This window comes from Leisingera sp. UBA4491, from assembly GCF_002388965.1.
In the GTDB taxonomy this organism is placed as follows: Bacteria; Pseudomonadota; Alphaproteobacteria; order Rhodobacterales; family Rhodobacteraceae; genus Leisingera; species Leisingera aquaemixtae.
Window position 1 is genome coordinate 16,227 of record NZ_DGNN01000029.1, and the last position, 15,322, is coordinate 31,548.

A 15,322-nucleotide genomic window follows, 5' to 3' on the forward strand; every position below is an offset into this window, starting at 1 on the left:
TTGGAGGACGCACCGTGCGCCGCATTTCCGTTGCCCTCAGCGCTCTGGCTCTGGCAGGACTGATGTCCGGCTGCTCAACCGTCTACCGCAGCCCTGCCGTGAAGGCAGGCGTGTCGGACGCGGGCAAGGTCCGGGTGGTGGCCGTGACCCCGGAAACCGTGCTGGTCGCCAACCGCGCCGCCTATCAGCCCAAGACCCTGCCTGCCGTCTTCCAGATCTCCGCAGGCTCGGGTGCCGGGGCCAGCCCGCGCGGCCTGGGCCGGCTGCCCGACGCGCCCTCCACCCAGGACGGCAGCCGCCAGGGGCTGCGGCTGGATCCGCCGCCCGCTGTGGACCCCGGCCCCTATACCATCGGCACCGGCGATGTGGTGGTGCTGTCCACCCCGTCGACGCAAGGCACCGTGGCAGAACTGTCCGGGCTGCTGGCGGCGCAGAACAGCCGCAACGGCTACACCGTGCAGGATGACGGCTCGATCAACATCCCGGACGTGGGCCGCGTGCGCATCGCGGGCCTCACCGTGGACGAGGCCGAAGCGCTCCTGTTCCAGCGCCTGGTGGAAAGCCAGATCGACCCGACCTTCAGCCTTGAGATTTCCGAATTCAATTCCCGCCGGGTCTCGATCGGCGGCGCCGTGGGCCAGCCCGGCGTTTACCCCATCACCCTGACGCCGCTCGCCCTGGGCGAGGCGCTGGCGGCGGCGGGGTCGGTCTCGGTGGCGGATATCGACACCAGCTCGGTCCGGATCTACCGCGATGGCACCATGTACCAGATCCCGCTGGAGGATCTCTATGCCCGCTCCGAACTGCAGCGTCTCAAGCTGCTGGCGGATGACTCGGTGTTTGTGGACACCGATTACGACCTTGGCCGCGCCGAGCGTTATTTCGCGCAGCAGATCCAGCTGCAGCAGACCACCCTGGCGGGCCGCCGTGCTGCGATTGACGAGCTGACCGCCGCCCTCACCCTGCGCCGCGCCGACCTTGATGAGCAGCGCGAGAACTTCTCCCAGGCGCTGGAGCTGGACGCGGTGGACCGGGATTACGTCTATCTGAGCGGCGAGGTCCGCACCCAGGGCCGCTACACGCTGCCGTTCGGCCGTAAGGCGACGCTGGCGGATGCGCTGTTCGACACCGGCGGCGGCATCGCCAAGGAGACCGGCGACGCGTCGCAGGTCTACGTGCTGCGCGCCTCCGACGACATTCGCGAGTTCGGCGCCGTCACCGCCTGGCATCTGGACGTGCGCAATGCCGCGCATCTGCCGCTCGCTGCCCGTTTCGAGCTGCGCCCCGATGACATCGTGTTTGTGGCCGAAAACCCTGTCACCCGCTGGGGCCGCACCATCGACCAGATCACACCGTCTCTGATCACGGCTCCGATCAATGCGGTGGCGGACTGATCCGCGGACTTTCCGGACCTGAGAGCCGTACGCTGCAGGCCTCCTGTCCGGAGGAATGCATATTTTTTGCGAACGCAGTTTGATAAAGAGTTTTTTCACGATGAAGCTATTGCACCGGCTCAAAGGCAACAAGACGCTCCTGCGCCTGCTTGGCGGCGGCGCAGTCGCGGTCCTGATCAAAGGGTCAGCCGCCGCGGCGTCACTGGCAATGTTCACCGCATTGGCCTGGGTCACCGACACGGAGAGCTTCGGGGTCATCGGGTTCTGCTTCTCCCTGGCAACGCTGCTCGCGGTTGCCGGGTCTTTGGGGCAGCGCATGATGTCCCTGAAGGACGCCGCCATCGCCCATGAAAATGCGGATGGACGGCAGCTCGCTCTGATCGGGAAATCCAGCCTGCTGATTGTCGTTCTCGGCACCCTGGCCTGCGCGCTGTTGCTGGTTCCGGCCAGGGCCTTCGGCCTGCTTCAGCTGGATGCGCAGGTGTTTGCGGCCATGGCTGTCCTGGCAGCCGCCCTGGCATTCGCCGAGAACGCCGTTCATTTCTTCCGCGGATACCGGACGATTGCGTTTTCCCTGCTGCCCCGGGATATCTTCTGGAGGCTGGCAATTCTGGCGGTTTGCCTGGGCCTCTGGGGCTTTTCGCTCAGCCTGTCTGCGGCAGCTGCGGTGTGGCTTTTAGGCCTGCCGTTGATTGCCCTGATCCTGCTTCAGGCCGGAAGCGATCCCTATCTGCGCAGGCCCATAGCCCTGCGTGAGGTTTTCGCGGCCGCGGCTGCACGGGTGCGGACGGGGTTGCCGCTTTGGGGCACGTCGCTGATCCAGACGGTTGGCGGGCCGGTGCTGGCGCCGGTCATTCTGGGCGTGGTGCTCTCGCCTGATGAGGTCGGCCCCTTCTTCGCGGCCTTCCGGATCGCGCTAGTCCTTGACCTCTTCACCCTCGCATCCGCCATGGTCGTGGCACCGCTGGTTGCCCGCGGGCATGCCAACGGGAATTTCGCCGAAACACAGGCCATGCTGAGGTATTCTGTCCTCCTCGTCAGCCTGGCCACACTGGTCAGCTTTCTGATCATCGTGTTCCATGGCGACTGGCTGCTTGCCCTGATGAACCCGGACTTTGCAACCGCGGCCCCCGCCCTGACCGTTCTGGGGGCCGGCTTCCTCATTTCCGTCTGCTGCGGCCCGGTGCCCAACATCCTGGAACTGGCCGGCCAGGAAAAAATTCTCCTGCGGCGGCTGGTCTGGTTCAACTGCATCTGCCTTGCCGCCCTGGTCCCGGCCACCGAACATTTTGGCATGACCGGCGCGGCAGTCTGCACCGCAGGGTTGCGTGCGGTCACGCATATCACCCTTTTATTTACCGTCAAAAAGCGGGTCGGCATCGACCCTTCCATTTTCTCATTGTGGAGCAAAGCCGCATGAGCACCCCGAATTTCTTCCTGATTGGCGCCCCCAAATGCGGCACCACCGCAATTGCCGAATACTTGGCGGAACGCGAAGATGTCTTCTTCTCCAAACCCAAGGAACCGCTGTTCTGGTGCAGCGATCTGGGGATTGAGCCGCACGCGCTGCGCCCGGAAACGCAGGCAGAGTATGACGCCCTGTTTGCCGCTGCCGACCCGGCACGGCACAGGATCATCGGCGAGGGGACAACCTCTTATTTGCGCTCAGCGCAGGCGGTCAGCACCTGCGCCAGCCGCTACCCCGAAGCCAAGTTCGTGGCGATCCTGAGAAACCCGGCTGATGTGGCCCACGCCTTCCATATGGAGCAGCTCTACACCGGCCTCGAAACCGAACAGGACTTTGCCGCCGCCTGGCAGGATCAGCCGCGGCGCGAGGCGGAGTGGGACGCGGCCAAGGACGGGCGCCCGGACAGCCTGCTCTACCGGCGGATCGCGGCGTTTTCCCCGCAGATCGAACGCTTCTTTGAGCTGGTGCCCGCGCCCCGGCGCAAGGTGATCATCTATGACGATTTCCGCGATGACCCGCGGGCGGTCTGGCTGGACCTGCTGTCCTTCCTTGGCCTGCCGGACGACGGGCGCACGGATTTTTCGCCCCGCAATGCCGCCCACGCCCAGCGGTTTCCCCGGCTGTCGCACTTCCTGCTGGCCCCCCCGGGGCCGCTGGCCCCGGCGGTCAGGACCCTGCGCCTGGCGCTTCTGGCGCGCGACAGCAAGCTGGTTGCCGCGCTCAAGGGCTTCCTGAACGTGAAACGCCCCCGGCCCCGGCTGGACGATGCGCTGCGGGCGGAAGTGACCGCCTGGTTCCGCCCCGGCGTGGAGCGCCTGGAAACCCTGCTGCAGCGGGACCTGTCCGCCTGGAAAGGAGAGGGGGGATGAAGGTCCTGTTTCTCACCGTTCGGGCCGATCTCGGCGGCGGGCCGGAGCACCTGTACCAGCTTCTCAAGCACCGCCCACAGGGGATCGGGGCTTATGTGGCCTGCCCGGATGACAAGCCCTACCACGACCGTTATCGCGCGCTGCTGGGGCCTGACAGAATCGTCCCGCTGCCGCACCGCGCGTTCTCGCTGGGTTCGCTGGCCGCAACCGCAAGGTTCATACGGCGCGAAGGAATCGACGTGCTGCACTCCCATGGCAAGGGCGCCGGGCTTTATGCCCGCATGCTGGGACTGTGGACCGGGCGCCCTGTGGTGCATACGTTCCACGGGCTTCACACCGGTGAATACAGCCCGCTGAAGAAAGCCTTGTACCTCCGTCTTGAGCAGCTCCTGGGCTGGGGCACGCAAAAGGCCATCTGCGTGTCGGAAGGCGAGGCCAGGCTCATCCGGGAGGCTGGGGTCATCCGCGCTGACAAGCTGGCGGTGATCCCCAACGGCATCGAAATCCCCGAAACGGTAACGCGGCCGCAATGGGATGGCGGGAAGCTCCGGCTGCTGGCAGTCAGCAGGTATGACCATCAGAAGAACCCGGATCTGCTCATCGACATCGCCAAGGCGCTCAGCGGCAGCCTCCGGTTCCACCTGGATGTGATCGGTACCGGAGAGCGCTTGCCGCAGATCCAGCAGCGCCTCAACGATGAGGGCTTGGCGCAGCATGTCACGCTGCACGGCGGCGTCGCCAATCCCCGGGACTACTTCCGGCGGACCCACGTCTTTGTGTCGACCTCACGCTGGGAGGGCATGCCGCTGGCGGTTCTGGAAGCCATGTCCGAAGCGCTTTGCGTTCTGGCCACCGATGTGGTCGGCAACGCCGACGTGATCCGGGACGGGGAGACCGGGCGCCTGTTCCGGACCTCGGACGAGGCCGTCCGGATGCTGCAGGGGCTGACCGTGGAGGACTGCGCGCGTCTGAGCGCCGCCGCGCGCCGGGAGGCTGAGCAGACCTATTCTGCCGACGTTATGGCGGCAAAAACCTATCAGGTATACGGTGTCGCCGGATAGAGGTTCCTGGCAGTTGCTGCCCCTCTCTTGTTCCTAAGGCCCCCGGACTGGGTCTGAAGAAGATAGTGGGCGGTGATAAACAACCATGCAAACGGCATAGAGTACCAGATTGTACCTGTATCCACGGTAAGCCCATGCACGGCTTCGGACAAAACGACCGCAAAAAACACGACGCCGCGGCGGTTTTTCAGCGCGGACGCCGCAGATATTGCGATCAGCCAGATCCAAAGCAGGATATTGACAGCCCCGGCGAGCAGTCCGAATTCAACAAGGATCGTTAAATAGGAGTTGTCGCCCCAGACTCCATAGTCGCTGTTGATGTTCTTGTATCCAATTCCAAGGAACCAATTTTCCTGGAAAACAGCCATCAGGTGAATCCAGTTTACAAAACGGCCGGTTTGCATAAACGTGCTGTTTCCCGAAATGTTCAGGAAATCCAGCCGCTGAAGGTTGTATGTAACGTTTTGCGGAAGCAACAGGCTGAACTCGGACAGCAGAAATGGAAGCGACAAAAGGGTAAATACCGTGGCGCAGCCCGCCATAGCCCAGCCGGTTCGCCCGAGCAGAAATGGCAGCGCCAGACCGTAGGCAAGCAGAAGGTGCAGCGTGGCTGCGCGCGAGGACGCGATCCATGTCGCGTAAAAGGACACTGCGAAAATGAGCAGAGTCACCAGGAAGCGGCTTCTCCTTCGTCCGAACACAAGCACTCCCAACCCGCATACGCTTCCCCACACTGCGGTCAGATGCCCGAAGTCCGAGCTGTTGCCGAGTACTCCGCCGGCTCTCAGGCTCGGACCTGAACCATCCCCGGCCCAAAGGGCTTGCTGATTGCTTCGGATTTGAATCCCCAGATGATGGAGCACGATCCCCAAGAGGACCGCAATGAAGCCTCCCCAGAAAAAGAGAAATGTCATTCGCCAGACTTTTTCCTCGGACATGGGTTGGGAAATAAGCAGGATGGCGGGGAGCATGATGAAAATCATTCTTGCGAATGCAAGGTCCCTGGCCGAAAACTCGTTAACGATGCTTCCGGCTAAAAATGAAAAGGTCAGGGTACAGATCAGCAGGGTCAGAAGAAAGCCGAGGCCCGTTTTTGCGACAGACGAAATCCTCGGCAGGGCCAGCGCAAGAAATGCGAAAGACATCAAGTCCAGCAGGCCGATCGAGAAGCCGTCAGAAATACGTGCAGCAGTAAACGGCGCAAACAACAGGAAAAATGAAATCAAGCCAACTTTCATTACCGCTCACTATCTCAAGGGGAGGGGCGAACCAGATGCCGGAACCTACCTTCCAGCCTCTTTTCCCACCACCAGTTTCTTCACCCAGGGCCGTGACAGCGCGGGCCACCAGCCTTCGCTCACCGTCTCTCCGGCCAGTTTATCCTGACTATCATCATCATAGGTGATGGTCACATCAAAGGTGCCGCTGATCCCGGTCAGGCCGGGCTGGTCGGCGCTGCGGGCGGTGGGGCTGGCGCCCGTGCTGATGTATGAACTGGCGCTGCCGCCCAGTTCCACCTGCGCGCCCCAGATGAAGACGTCGGTGTCCGCGTTCACATCCTCATACAGCATGAAAACCCGGTTCTGGGTGTTGGGCAGCACATTGGTGTAGCTGAAACGCTGCCACTCCGGGGTCACGGTGATGGCCTTTGAGGTGCCGTCCGAATGGCCGAAGCGCATCCCCAGCGGCGCGCTGGCGCGCAGCCAGACGCTGGCGGTGGCAACGCCGGAGACACTGCCGCCAACAACCAGGATGCCGCCGCGCTGGCCGCCGGCACCGCCGGTGGTGGCGCTGCAGTTCCACGTCATCGCGGTCAGGCTTCCGTCCGGCGCGTCCTGGCCGCCGGTGACCGCAGGCTTGGCGGCGTATCCGGACCAGGCGCTCTGGGTGAAATCGCTGGAATGGCTCAGCAGGTTGGTGGCCGCCGGTTCAAACAGCGCGCCGCGGAAGGCCCCGGAGCCAAAGGCATGGTCCAGGCGCAGCACGTCCGGCCCGGCCGTTTCCAGCAGGCCGCCTGCGGTCCCGCGGACGGCGGCAGAGGCGCGGCTGAAATTCAGCACCGAGGACAGCGGCACAGGCACGCCTGCCGCCCGGTAGGCCTGCCGGGCGAAGTCGAGCAGCAGGGCAGGGGCCGCCGCCGGACGGTGGCGGCGCGCGGTGACGGAGAGATCGGTCAGCAGTTTCATGCCAGCACCATCGCGTGGATGCCTGCGGCGGTGGTGCCGGTGGCATGAACCCTGACGGTGCCGACCGGCAGGATCGAGAAATCGGCGACCTGGACGGTCCGCTGCTGTCCCCGGACGGTGGTCAGGGTCACCGCGCCGCCGGTTTCGGCATAAAGCGCAATCGCGACATCCGGCAGGTCCACGGTATCGGACGGGACGACCGGCGCAATGTCGCGGGCGGGGCCGGAGAGCGCGGGCACACGGTTGTCAAAAGGGTTGGTCATCGGACTGGCCTCATCAGCTGTTTTGTTCCGCCAAGACGGTAAGGCATAGGGATGAAAGTCCCCCTAGGCCTGCGCACGCCCCGTTAACCCCGTCTCAACCCTTGCGGCCCGGCGCCGGCGCGCGTCAGGCTCTGTCCAGTGCCCGCGCCGCAAATGCAGAGAATTTTTCTTTGAAAACGGCTGTATCAAACCCCTTTGCCAGCTCGCGGATTGCTTCAGGGCCGGCAACCAGGCCCGGCTCCTCCTCGAACCGGGAGATGGCTTCGTTCAGGGCGTCCGCGGTCTGCTCGTGGAACAGAACCCCGCTCACCCCCTCGATCACCGTATCCAGCGCGCCGCCGCGCCCGTAGGCGATCACCGGGCGGCCGCAGGCCATGACCTCGACCGGGATGATGCCGAAATCCTCCTCCCCGGGGAAGACAAGCGCCTTGCAGGTTGCAAACTGCTGCTTGAGTTCGGCAAAGGGCACCCGGCCCAGGAAGGTGATGTTGGGGCCGGATTTGCGCTCCAGCGCCTCCCTCATCTCCCCGTCGCCGACCACCACCAGCTTGCGCCCGGAGGCGTTGAACGCCTCCACTGCCAGATCCGCCCGCTTGTAGGAAACCATTTCCCCGGCCAGCAGGTAGTGGCCGCCGACTTCCGGGGAAACCGCAAACTCCGCGGTGTCCACCGGCGGAAAGATCACCTCGGCCTCGCGCCGGTAGAACTTTTCGATGCGCTTGGCGATGAAGGAGGAATTGGCGATGAAATGATCGACACGCGCGGCCGTGGTGACATCCCAGATCCGCAGCCTGTGGGCGGCCAGCGGCATCATCAGCCGGGCCAGCCGCCCTGCACGCGCCCGGTACACGTGGTAATGGTCCCAGATGTAGCGCATCGGCGAATGGCAATAGCTGATGTGGACCGCATCAGGGCGCACGATAACGCCCTTGGCCGGCCCGGATTCGCTGGAAATGACCAGATCGAACTCCTGCATGTCCATAAGCTCCAGCGCCAGCGGCATCAGCGGCAGGTACTTCTGGTAATGCTTCTTTGCGCCCGGCAGCCTGCCGATGAAGGTTTCGCGCACCTCATGGCGGCGGACCCGGCTGCTGACCTGGGCGGGGTCGTAGACATGCGTGACGATCACTGCATCCGGGTAAAGGTCCAGCAGAGCTTCAAGAACCTTCTCCCCGCCGCGCATGCCGACGAGCCAGTAATGAACAATGGCGACTTTCACAGACTCAGCCCTTTTCGCCCTGTCCCCGCGCGTAGACATCTTCATAGCGCACAATGTCGTCCTCGCCGACATAGGCGCCGGTCTGAACCTCGATCAGCACCATCGGCACCTTGCCGGGGTTTTCCATCCGGTGGACGGCGCCAAGCGGGACGTAGACGCTTTGGTTTTCCGTCACCAGTTTCACCTCGTCATTCACCGTTACCTTGGCAGTGCCCTTCACCACGATCCAGTGCTCAGAGCGGTGCAGGTGGCTTTGCAGTGACAGCGACGCGCCGGGATGCACCTGGATCCGCTTGACCTGGAACCGGTCGCCAACCACCAGGCTCTCGAACCAGCCCCAGGGGCGGTGGTCCTTGGGGAACTGGGTGGCCTGAGCCGCGCCCTTTTGCTTCAGCGCGGTAAGGGCCTTTTTCACATCCTGGGCGCGGGATTTGTCGGCAACCAGCACCGCGTCATTCATCGCCACCGCTATTATGCCGTCCAGCCCGATGCCGACAACCTCCAGCCGTTCGCTGTCGGCACGCAGGAGCGTGTCCCGGCAGTCAATCGCGGTGGCGCCGCCGCTGGTGACAACGCCGGTTGCGTCCGGGCCGCTTTCGCGCCAGACCGCATCCCAGCCGCCAAGGTCCGACCAGGCCGCGTCAAAAGGCACGACTGAGAGGTTTTCGGCCTTTTCCATCACCGCATAGTCAATGGAGATGTCCTCGGCACGGCTCCAGGGCTCTGCCGCCAGGCGCAGAAAGCCGAGGTCTGTCTTGGCCTGATCCAGCGCTGCCTGCACCGGCTCCATCAGCGCCGGCGCATGTGTTTTGAAGGCGGCGATGACATCCGCGGCGCGGAACAGGAAGATCCCCGCGTTCCATTTGAAGTTGCCCGCTGCCAGCATTTCAGCGGCGCGCGCGGCATCGGGTTTTTCGACAAACTGCTTAAGCGGAACCGGGGCGTTCCCGGCCTCTGGCGCGGCAGCAAGCTCCAGATAGCCATAGGCGGTTTCGGCATGGGCAGGGGTGATGCCAAAGGTCACCATCTGGCCCTGGGCCACCGCTTCGAGGCCCTTGGCGACAGCGGCGTGGAAGGCTGCGGTGTCCGGCACCACGTGGTCCGAGGGCGCCACCAGCAGCACCGCATCGGGGTCTTCGGCCTGGGCGCGCAGGGCCGCGGCCAGCACGGCAGGCGCGGTGTTGCGCCCCTCCGGCTCGATCAGGACGGCGCCGGGGTCGATGCCGATGGCCTGCAGCTGCTCGGTGACGATGAAGCGGAAATCGGAATTGGTCAGCACCATCGGCGCGGCAAACCTGAGCTGATCCGTCTGCCCCGACAGCCGCCGGGCGGAGGCCTGAAACAGGGTCTCTTCCCCCATCAGGGGCACGAATTGCTTGGGATAGCTTTTGCGCGACAGCGGCCACAGGCGGGTTCCGGACCCTCCGCACAGGAGGATTGGGGTAATCAACATGATAAAATACTCAATTAAAGTTCGCTTACGCGTGGTCCTAGTAAATGGCCGTTGCCCTGACAACCCTGCGAGGTGAGTCGCGGCGCAAAATATCATCATAGGTTTAGCGGCGCTGCCGTGTTCGCCCGCCGCTTGCCGGCGCCGTCCCGGCGGTCTGAGCCTTTGAGCCGGAAAAGGCCTCTCCGTTGGGAGCCCGAGCTGAAGGGGGGGGCGAAAGCGCTTATGCGGCCAGGGCCGGCTTGGTCCGCCAGTTGTGTGATGGATCGGACTGAGTCAGCCGTCTGTCATTCCATTTTGGAATGGCAGCAGTACGCAATCTCATTGGCGTTGCACCGGGGTTTCGCGGATAACTGCACACAGCAAGTGTTCCAAGGAGGCCGCATGGACCGCGCCCAGATCGTGCATCAGAATTTCCTCGAAAGGGTTCAGGCCGGGACCCTGCCTGCAGGCGCCGCGCCCGCAGGGCCGCTTGCCGCGGCGGAGGCTGCAGGCATCTTTCGCGCGCAGGTCTTGAGCCGGGCGCTGGATCTGACCAGCCGGGCGATGCAGAAAGCGGGAGAGGGGTTCTACACCATCGGCTCCTCCGGGCATGAGGGGATGGCGGCGGTGGCCCGCGCCCTGCGCCCGGCCGACATGGCGTTCCTGCATTACCGGGATGCGGCCTTCCAGATCGCCCGCGCCGATCAGGTGCCGGGGCAGCGGATTGCCTGGGACATGCTGCTGTCTTTTGCCTGCTCCAGCGAGGATCCGACCTCGGGCGGGCGGCACAAGGTCTTGGGCTCCAAGGCGCTGATGATCCCGCCGCAGACCTCGACCATCGCCTCGCATCTGCCCAAGGCGGTCGGCGCGGCCTATTCCATTGGCGCCGCCAAGCGGCACCAGCCGGAACACCAGGTGCTGCCTGAGGATGCGATTGTCATGTGCTCCTTCGGGGATGCCTCTGCCAACCACTCGACCGCGCAGGGGGCGATCAACACGGCGGGCTGGACCTCGGTGCAGGCGGTGCCTCTGCCGCTGCTGTTCGTCTGCGAGGACAACGGGATCGGCATTTCGACCAAGACGCCGAAAGGCTGGATCGAGGCCTCGATGGCGCATCGCCCCGGTATCAAATATTTCAAGGCGGACGGGCTGGATATCTACAACGCCTTTCAGGTGGCGCAGGAGGCGGCGGAGTATGTGAGGACCCGCAAGAAGCCTGCGTTCCTGCACCTGCGCACCGTGCGGCTTTACGGCCATGCCGGCGCGGATGTGCCGACCTCCTACTTGGCCAAGACCGAGGTAGAGGCGGATGAGGCCAACGATCCGCTGCTGCATTCGGTGCGCTTGCTGGAGGAAGCCGGGGTGCTGACCCCTGCGGACGCGCTGAAGATCTACCAGGACACCTGCGCGCGGGTGGAGCGGATCCGGGCGGAAGCGGTGACGCGGCCGCATCTGAAAACGGCGGCGGATGTGGCGGCCAGCCTGATCCCGCCGCAGCGGCAGTGTGCGCCGACCAATGGCCCCAGTGCCGAGACACGCGCTAAGGCATTCGGCAGCGACCTGCGGGCGATGGAGGAGCCGCAGCCGATGTCGCGCCTGATCAACTGGGCGCTGACAGATCTGATGCTGGAGCACCGCGAAATCGTCATGATGGGCGAGGATGTGGGCCGCAAGGGTGGGGTCTATGGCGTCAGCCAGAAGCTGCAGCAGCGGTTCGGGCCGGACCGGGTGATTGACACGCTGCTGGATGAGCAGTCGATCCTGGGGCTGGCGATCGGCATGGGGCACAACGGGTTCCTGCCCATCCCGGAAATCCAGTTCCTCGCCTATCTGCACAACGCCGAGGATCAGCTGCGCGGCGAGGCGGCGACCTTGCCGTTTTTCTCGAACGGGCAGTTTGCGAACCCGATGGTGCTGCGGATTGCCGGGCTGGGCTACCAGAAGGGCTTTGGCGGCCATTTCCACAACGACAACTCGCTGGCGGTGCTGCGGGATATTCCGGGGCTGGTGATTGCCTGCCCGTCGGACGGCGCCGAGGCTGCGATGATGATGCGCGAGGCGGTGCGGCTGGCGCGCGAGGAGCAGCGGGTGGTGGTCTTTGTCGAACCGATTGCGCTCTACCCGATGCGGGACCTGCTTGAGGCAAAGGACGGCGGCTGGATGCGGACCTACCCCTCGCCGGACCAGCGCATCGGATTGGGTGAGGTCGGGGTGCATGGGGATGGCAGCGATCTGGCCATCGTGACCTATGGCAACGGGCGCTACCTTTCCACCCAGGCGCAGGCAGAGCTGGCGGCGCAGGGCGTGCAGGCGCGGATCGTGGACCTGCGCTGGCTGGCGCCCCTGCCGGAGGCGGCGCTGCTGGAGGCGGTCGAGGGCTGCAAGCATGTGCTGATCGTCGATGAATGCCGCATCACCGGCAGCCAGTCGGAAGCGCTGATGGCGCTGTTTGCGGAGCAGAGCGATATCCCCATGGCTAGGATTGCCGCCAGCGACTGCTTCATCGCAACCGGACCCGCCTATGGCGCGACGCTGCCGTCCAAGGACAGCATCGTTGCGGCTGCATTGACGCTGGCAGGAGGCAAGAAATGACCCGCACCGCTGTTCTGATCTGCCCTGGACGGGGCACCTATAACAAGGCGGAGCTGGGGTATCTGCACCGCCACCACGCGGATAAGGCCGCGCTGTTTGCGGGTTTTGATGCGCAGCGGCGGGACGCCGGGCAAGAAGAGGTCACTGCACTGGACGGGGCCACGCGGTTCTCCGTGTCGAAGTATTCGCGCGGGGATATCGCCTCGCCGCTGATCTATGCCTCGGCGCTGGCGGATGCGCAGTCGCTGGTGGAGGATATCGAGGTGGTTGCGGTCACCGGCAACTCGATGGGCTGGTACATCGCGCTGGCGGCGGCCGGGGCGCTGAGTGCGGCGGACGGGTTCAAGGTGGTGAACACAATGGGCACCCTGATGCAGGAGCAGCTGATCGGCGGCCAGCTGGTCTATCCCTTTGCCGGGCCGGATTGGCAGAACGATCCCGTGCGCAAGGCGGAGCTGCTGGCACTGGTGGCAGGGATCAATGCGCGCGAGGGGCATGAACTGGCGCTGTCGATCGATCTGGGCGGGCTGCTGGTGCTGGCCGGGAACGAGGCCGGGCTGGCGGCGTTCGAGGCGGCGGTGCCGGTGGTGGAGGAGCGTTTCCCGATGCGTCTGGCCAACCATGCGGCGTTCCACACCGCGCTGCAGGCGCCGGTGGCGGCAGAGGGGCGCAAGCGGCTGGGGGCGGACCTGTTCACCCAGCCGAAGGTGCCGCTGATCGACGGGCGCGGGCAGATCTGGTGGCCGGGGGCCACGGATACCCAGGCGCTCTGGGACTACACGCTGGGGCATCAGGTGGTGGAGCCCTATGATTTCACCCGTGCGGTGCAGAACGCGGCCTATGAGTTTGCGCCGGACCTGTTCATCGTGACCGGCCCCGGCACCACGCTGGGCGGCGCGGTGGCGCAATCGCTGGTGCACTGCGGCTGGAACGGGATGACCGGCAAGGCGGCCTTCAAGGCGCGTCAGGCGGAGAATCCGCTGCTGGTCTTCATGGGCGACGAGGCGCAGCGCGGGATTGCAACCGGCTGAATGCGGCGTTGGGTGCGGGGTAGCGGAAAGCTCCCGCGCCTGTTGCCTGCATCGAAGATGCCGGCAAAGCAGCCTTGGGCGTGGCCCTGCCCTGCGGGCAGGGCGGGAGGGGGTCTGATGAGACGGCGTTCAGGGGCAGGGTTGCACCGGCGGCCCTTCTGCGGTGCGCATCTTCATCCGCGTCTATCCCGCCGCGGCTTGCGGTGCGGGCCTGGCGGGGATGGCAAAACAGGTCACCGGCTGCGAGACATTGTGCAGGCTGACCGCGCCCAGCGGGATGCCATGTGAAGGATCGCTCAGGATGTCGCAGCTGACGACGACCGGATGATTGACCGTCTTGCCGTAATCGCCCAGCCGCGCCGCGATATTGGCGGCCTGGCCGATCACGGTGAAGTCCAGCCGCTCCCGCGAGCCGACGTTGCCATAGGTCACCCGGCCGTAGGCGATGCCGATGGCGGCTTCGCAGCGGTGTCCGTCTTCCTCCTCCGCGATCTCCTCCAGCCGGGCCACGATGGCGCGGGCGCTGTTGAGCGCCTGGGTGCGGGCCTGTTCCGGGTCGCTGCCGGCCGGAAAAACCGCCAGCACAGCGTCGCCGATGAACTTCAGAACTTCGCCGCCGTGATCATGCACGATGGTCGAGGCGGTCTCGAAGAACTGGTTCAAGAGCGCGATATAGTCCTGGCGGCCCAGCTGCTCCTCCAGCCGGGTGGAGCCGCGCAGGTCGCAGAACATGATGGCGGCGTCGATTTCATCACCGTCGCCGCGGCGGATCTCGCCGCCCAGCACCCGGGCGCCGGTGCGTTTGCCGACATAGGTTTCCAAGAGCGACTGGGCGTTTTCGTGCTGCATGAAGATTTCGTAATACCGCGCGATCACGCCGGAGCATTCGAAGATCAGCCCGAGGTTTGCGGTGGAAAATCCGTTTGGGTGGGCGCTGGTCAGGGTCAGCACGTTGATGCGCCCGTCGGAGAACCGCAGCGGCATGGCGACATAATCGGTGGCGCCTTCCTTGCGCAGATCTTCGAGGATCGGGAAGGCATCGTCGGAGCAGCAGGCGTCCAGCCTGTGGCGCACCCCGCCCAAGCCGTTGGACACATGCCGCAGCGGGCTGTTGCGGTAGGCCGGGTGATCGTGGATCTCGTAAGACGGCGCGTAGGTGGTGACCTCGCCGGTCTTCCTTTGCCAGATGTAGTTCTTGCCCGCGATCAGCGGGTGCAGCGACCACGCCATGACCGAGAGGCGGGAGAGGTAGATGCCCTGCTCCACCAGTTTCTCCGCCAAGGCGGCGGTCAGCTCTTCCGGGGTCGCCAGCAAGGAAGCATCGCGCAGCAGCCAGTCGATCACCGGCCCAGAGATATTGCCGTAGTCCGGCATCTCAACCGTGTTCCGGCCCAGGTCGAATTCAGCCTCTGCGCCGGGCATGAAACCGATATGGCCGGAGATCGCCTCGGCCTCGGGCATCGCGTCCTCATAGGCCCAGACACCGTTCGGCACGCGATCCCCCGGCAGCAGGATGTCGCGGTAGCTGGCGGTGCCCTTGAACGGGCAGAAGGTTTGCAGGGCGGTATGGGGGGAGAGCGGGACGGTCACGTCCTCTGCCGGGAAATAGACCGCCGGGGGCAGGCGGGTTTCATACATCACCTTGGCACGGGTGCTTTGCGCCAGGATGATGCCATTGCGCCGGGCAGTGACCTGGCCGTGCAGCGGCTCGACGACAATGCCGTATCCGCGGGTGCCGGTCTGAACCTGTGCATCCATCCTTAAGGTCCTTGTCTGTTCTGCGGCTGTCAGGACCGGCCGGCATTGG

Annotated in this window: 12 protein-coding genes; 6 read left to right on the forward strand and 6 right to left on the reverse strand. The window is 64.8% G+C overall.

What is annotated here, in order from left to right:
- Positions 1-14 precede the first annotated feature (14 nt).
- The 4 genes from B2P87_RS17820 to B2P87_RS17835 all read left to right on the forward strand — a co-directional run bounded on the left by B2P87_RS17820 (position 15) and on the right by B2P87_RS17835 (position 4,792).
- A complete protein-coding gene (locus tag B2P87_RS17820) occupies positions 15-1,394 on the forward strand; it encodes a polysaccharide biosynthesis/export family protein (protein WP_208764508.1) in 1,380 nt (459 codons plus the stop codon).
- 100 nt (positions 1,395-1,494) lie between these two features.
- The gene (locus B2P87_RS17825) at positions 1,495-2,814 is read left to right on the forward strand and encodes a lipopolysaccharide biosynthesis protein (RefSeq protein WP_167510275.1); all 1,320 of its coding nucleotides are present in this window, start codon (positions 1,495-1,497) and stop codon (positions 2,812-2,814) included.
- The gene (locus B2P87_RS17830) at positions 2,811-3,731 is read left to right on the forward strand and encodes a sulfotransferase (protein ID WP_141891765.1); all 921 of its coding nucleotides are present in this window, start codon (positions 2,811-2,813) and stop codon (positions 3,729-3,731) included. The genes B2P87_RS17825 and B2P87_RS17830 overlap by 4 nt, the downstream gene beginning before the upstream one ends.
- Positions 3,728-4,792, forward strand: a complete 1,065-nt coding sequence (locus B2P87_RS17835; protein WP_141891766.1) for a glycosyltransferase — start codon at positions 3,728-3,730, stop codon at positions 4,790-4,792. The genes B2P87_RS17830 and B2P87_RS17835 overlap by 4 nt, the downstream gene beginning before the upstream one ends.
- Here the strand turns inward: B2P87_RS17835 and B2P87_RS17840 are convergent.
- From B2P87_RS17840 to B2P87_RS17860, 5 genes are all read right to left on the reverse strand, one after another.
- Positions 4,768-6,030 carry an O-antigen ligase family protein gene (locus B2P87_RS17840; RefSeq protein ID WP_141891767.1) on the reverse strand — a complete coding sequence of 421 codons (1,263 nt, stop codon included), beginning with the start codon at positions 6,028-6,030 and terminating at the stop codon, positions 4,768-4,770. The two genes, B2P87_RS17835 and B2P87_RS17840, sit on opposite strands and share 25 nt — an antisense overlap.
- Positions 6,031-6,075: 45 nt before the next feature.
- On the reverse strand, positions 6,076-6,978 hold the full coding sequence (locus B2P87_RS17845) for a phage head spike fiber domain-containing protein (RefSeq protein WP_141891769.1): 903 nt from the start codon (positions 6,976-6,978) through the stop codon (positions 6,076-6,078).
- On the reverse strand, positions 6,975-7,241 hold the full coding sequence (locus B2P87_RS17850) for a spike base protein, RCAP_Rcc01079 family (protein ID WP_027245290.1): 267 nt from the start codon (positions 7,239-7,241) through the stop codon (positions 6,975-6,977). The genes B2P87_RS17845 and B2P87_RS17850 overlap by 4 nt, the downstream gene beginning before the upstream one ends.
- 124 nt (positions 7,242-7,365) lie before the next feature.
- Positions 7,366-8,460 (reverse strand): glycosyltransferase, encoded by a 1,095-nt coding sequence (locus B2P87_RS17855; protein WP_141891771.1) that lies wholly within the window; start codon positions 8,458-8,460, stop codon positions 7,366-7,368.
- 4 nt (positions 8,461-8,464) lie between these two features.
- Positions 8,465-9,913 (reverse strand): mannose-1-phosphate guanylyltransferase/mannose-6-phosphate isomerase, encoded by a 1,449-nt coding sequence (locus tag B2P87_RS17860; RefSeq protein WP_141891772.1) that lies wholly within the window; start codon positions 9,911-9,913, stop codon positions 8,465-8,467.
- A 381-nt stretch (positions 9,914-10,294) separates the two neighbouring features.
- On the opposite strand from B2P87_RS17860, the gene B2P87_RS17865 reads away from it, so the two are divergent.
- Together B2P87_RS17865 and B2P87_RS17870 are read left to right on the forward strand one after the other, a co-directional pair.
- Entirely contained in the window at positions 10,295-12,484 is a 2,190-nt protein-coding gene (locus B2P87_RS17865) for a dehydrogenase E1 component subunit alpha/beta (RefSeq protein WP_141891773.1), read from the forward strand.
- Positions 12,481-13,515 (forward strand): ACP S-malonyltransferase, encoded by a 1,035-nt coding sequence (locus tag B2P87_RS17870; RefSeq protein ID WP_141891774.1) that lies wholly within the window; start codon positions 12,481-12,483, stop codon positions 13,513-13,515. Before B2P87_RS17865 ends, B2P87_RS17870 begins: the two co-directional genes overlap by 4 nt.
- Before the next feature lie 183 nt (positions 13,516-13,698).
- On the opposite strand, the gene B2P87_RS17875 is transcribed toward B2P87_RS17870, so the two are convergent.
- Positions 13,699-15,273 (reverse strand): DUF427 domain-containing protein, encoded by a 1,575-nt coding sequence (locus B2P87_RS17875; RefSeq protein ID WP_141891775.1) that lies wholly within the window; start codon positions 15,271-15,273, stop codon positions 13,699-13,701.
- Positions 15,274-15,322: the final 49 nt, after the last annotated feature.

Excerpts from the sequence above, each read along its gene's own strand:
- B2P87_RS17825 (WP_167510275.1), top strand. The coding sequence starts at position 1,495 with ATGAAGCTATTGCACCGGCTCAAAGGCAACAAGACGCTCCTGCGCCTG.
- B2P87_RS17830 (WP_141891765.1), top strand. The coding sequence starts at position 2,811 with ATGAGCACCCCGAATTTCTTCCTGATTGGCGCCCCCAAATGCGGCACC.
- B2P87_RS17835 (WP_141891766.1), top strand. The coding sequence starts at position 3,728 with ATGAAGGTCCTGTTTCTCACCGTTCGGGCCGATCTCGGCGGCGGGCCG.
- B2P87_RS17840 (WP_141891767.1), bottom strand. The coding sequence starts at position 6,030 with ATGAAAGTTGGCTTGATTTCATTTTTCCTGTTGTTTGCGCCGTTTACT.
- B2P87_RS17845 (WP_141891769.1), bottom strand. The coding sequence starts at position 6,978 with ATGAAACTGCTGACCGATCTCTCCGTCACCGCGCGCCGCCACCGTCCG.
- B2P87_RS17850 (WP_027245290.1), bottom strand. The coding sequence starts at position 7,241 with ATGACCAACCCTTTTGACAACCGTGTGCCCGCGCTCTCCGGCCCCGCC.
- B2P87_RS17860 (WP_141891772.1), bottom strand. The coding sequence starts at position 9,913 with ATGTTGATTACCCCAATCCTCCTGTGCGGAGGGTCCGGAACCCGCCTG.
- B2P87_RS17865 (WP_141891773.1), top strand. The coding sequence starts at position 10,295 with ATGGACCGCGCCCAGATCGTGCATCAGAATTTCCTCGAAAGGGTTCAG.
- B2P87_RS17870 (WP_141891774.1), top strand. The coding sequence starts at position 12,481 with ATGACCCGCACCGCTGTTCTGATCTGCCCTGGACGGGGCACCTATAAC.
- B2P87_RS17875 (WP_141891775.1), bottom strand. The coding sequence starts at position 15,273 with ATGGATGCACAGGTTCAGACCGGCACCCGCGGATACGGCATTGTCGTC.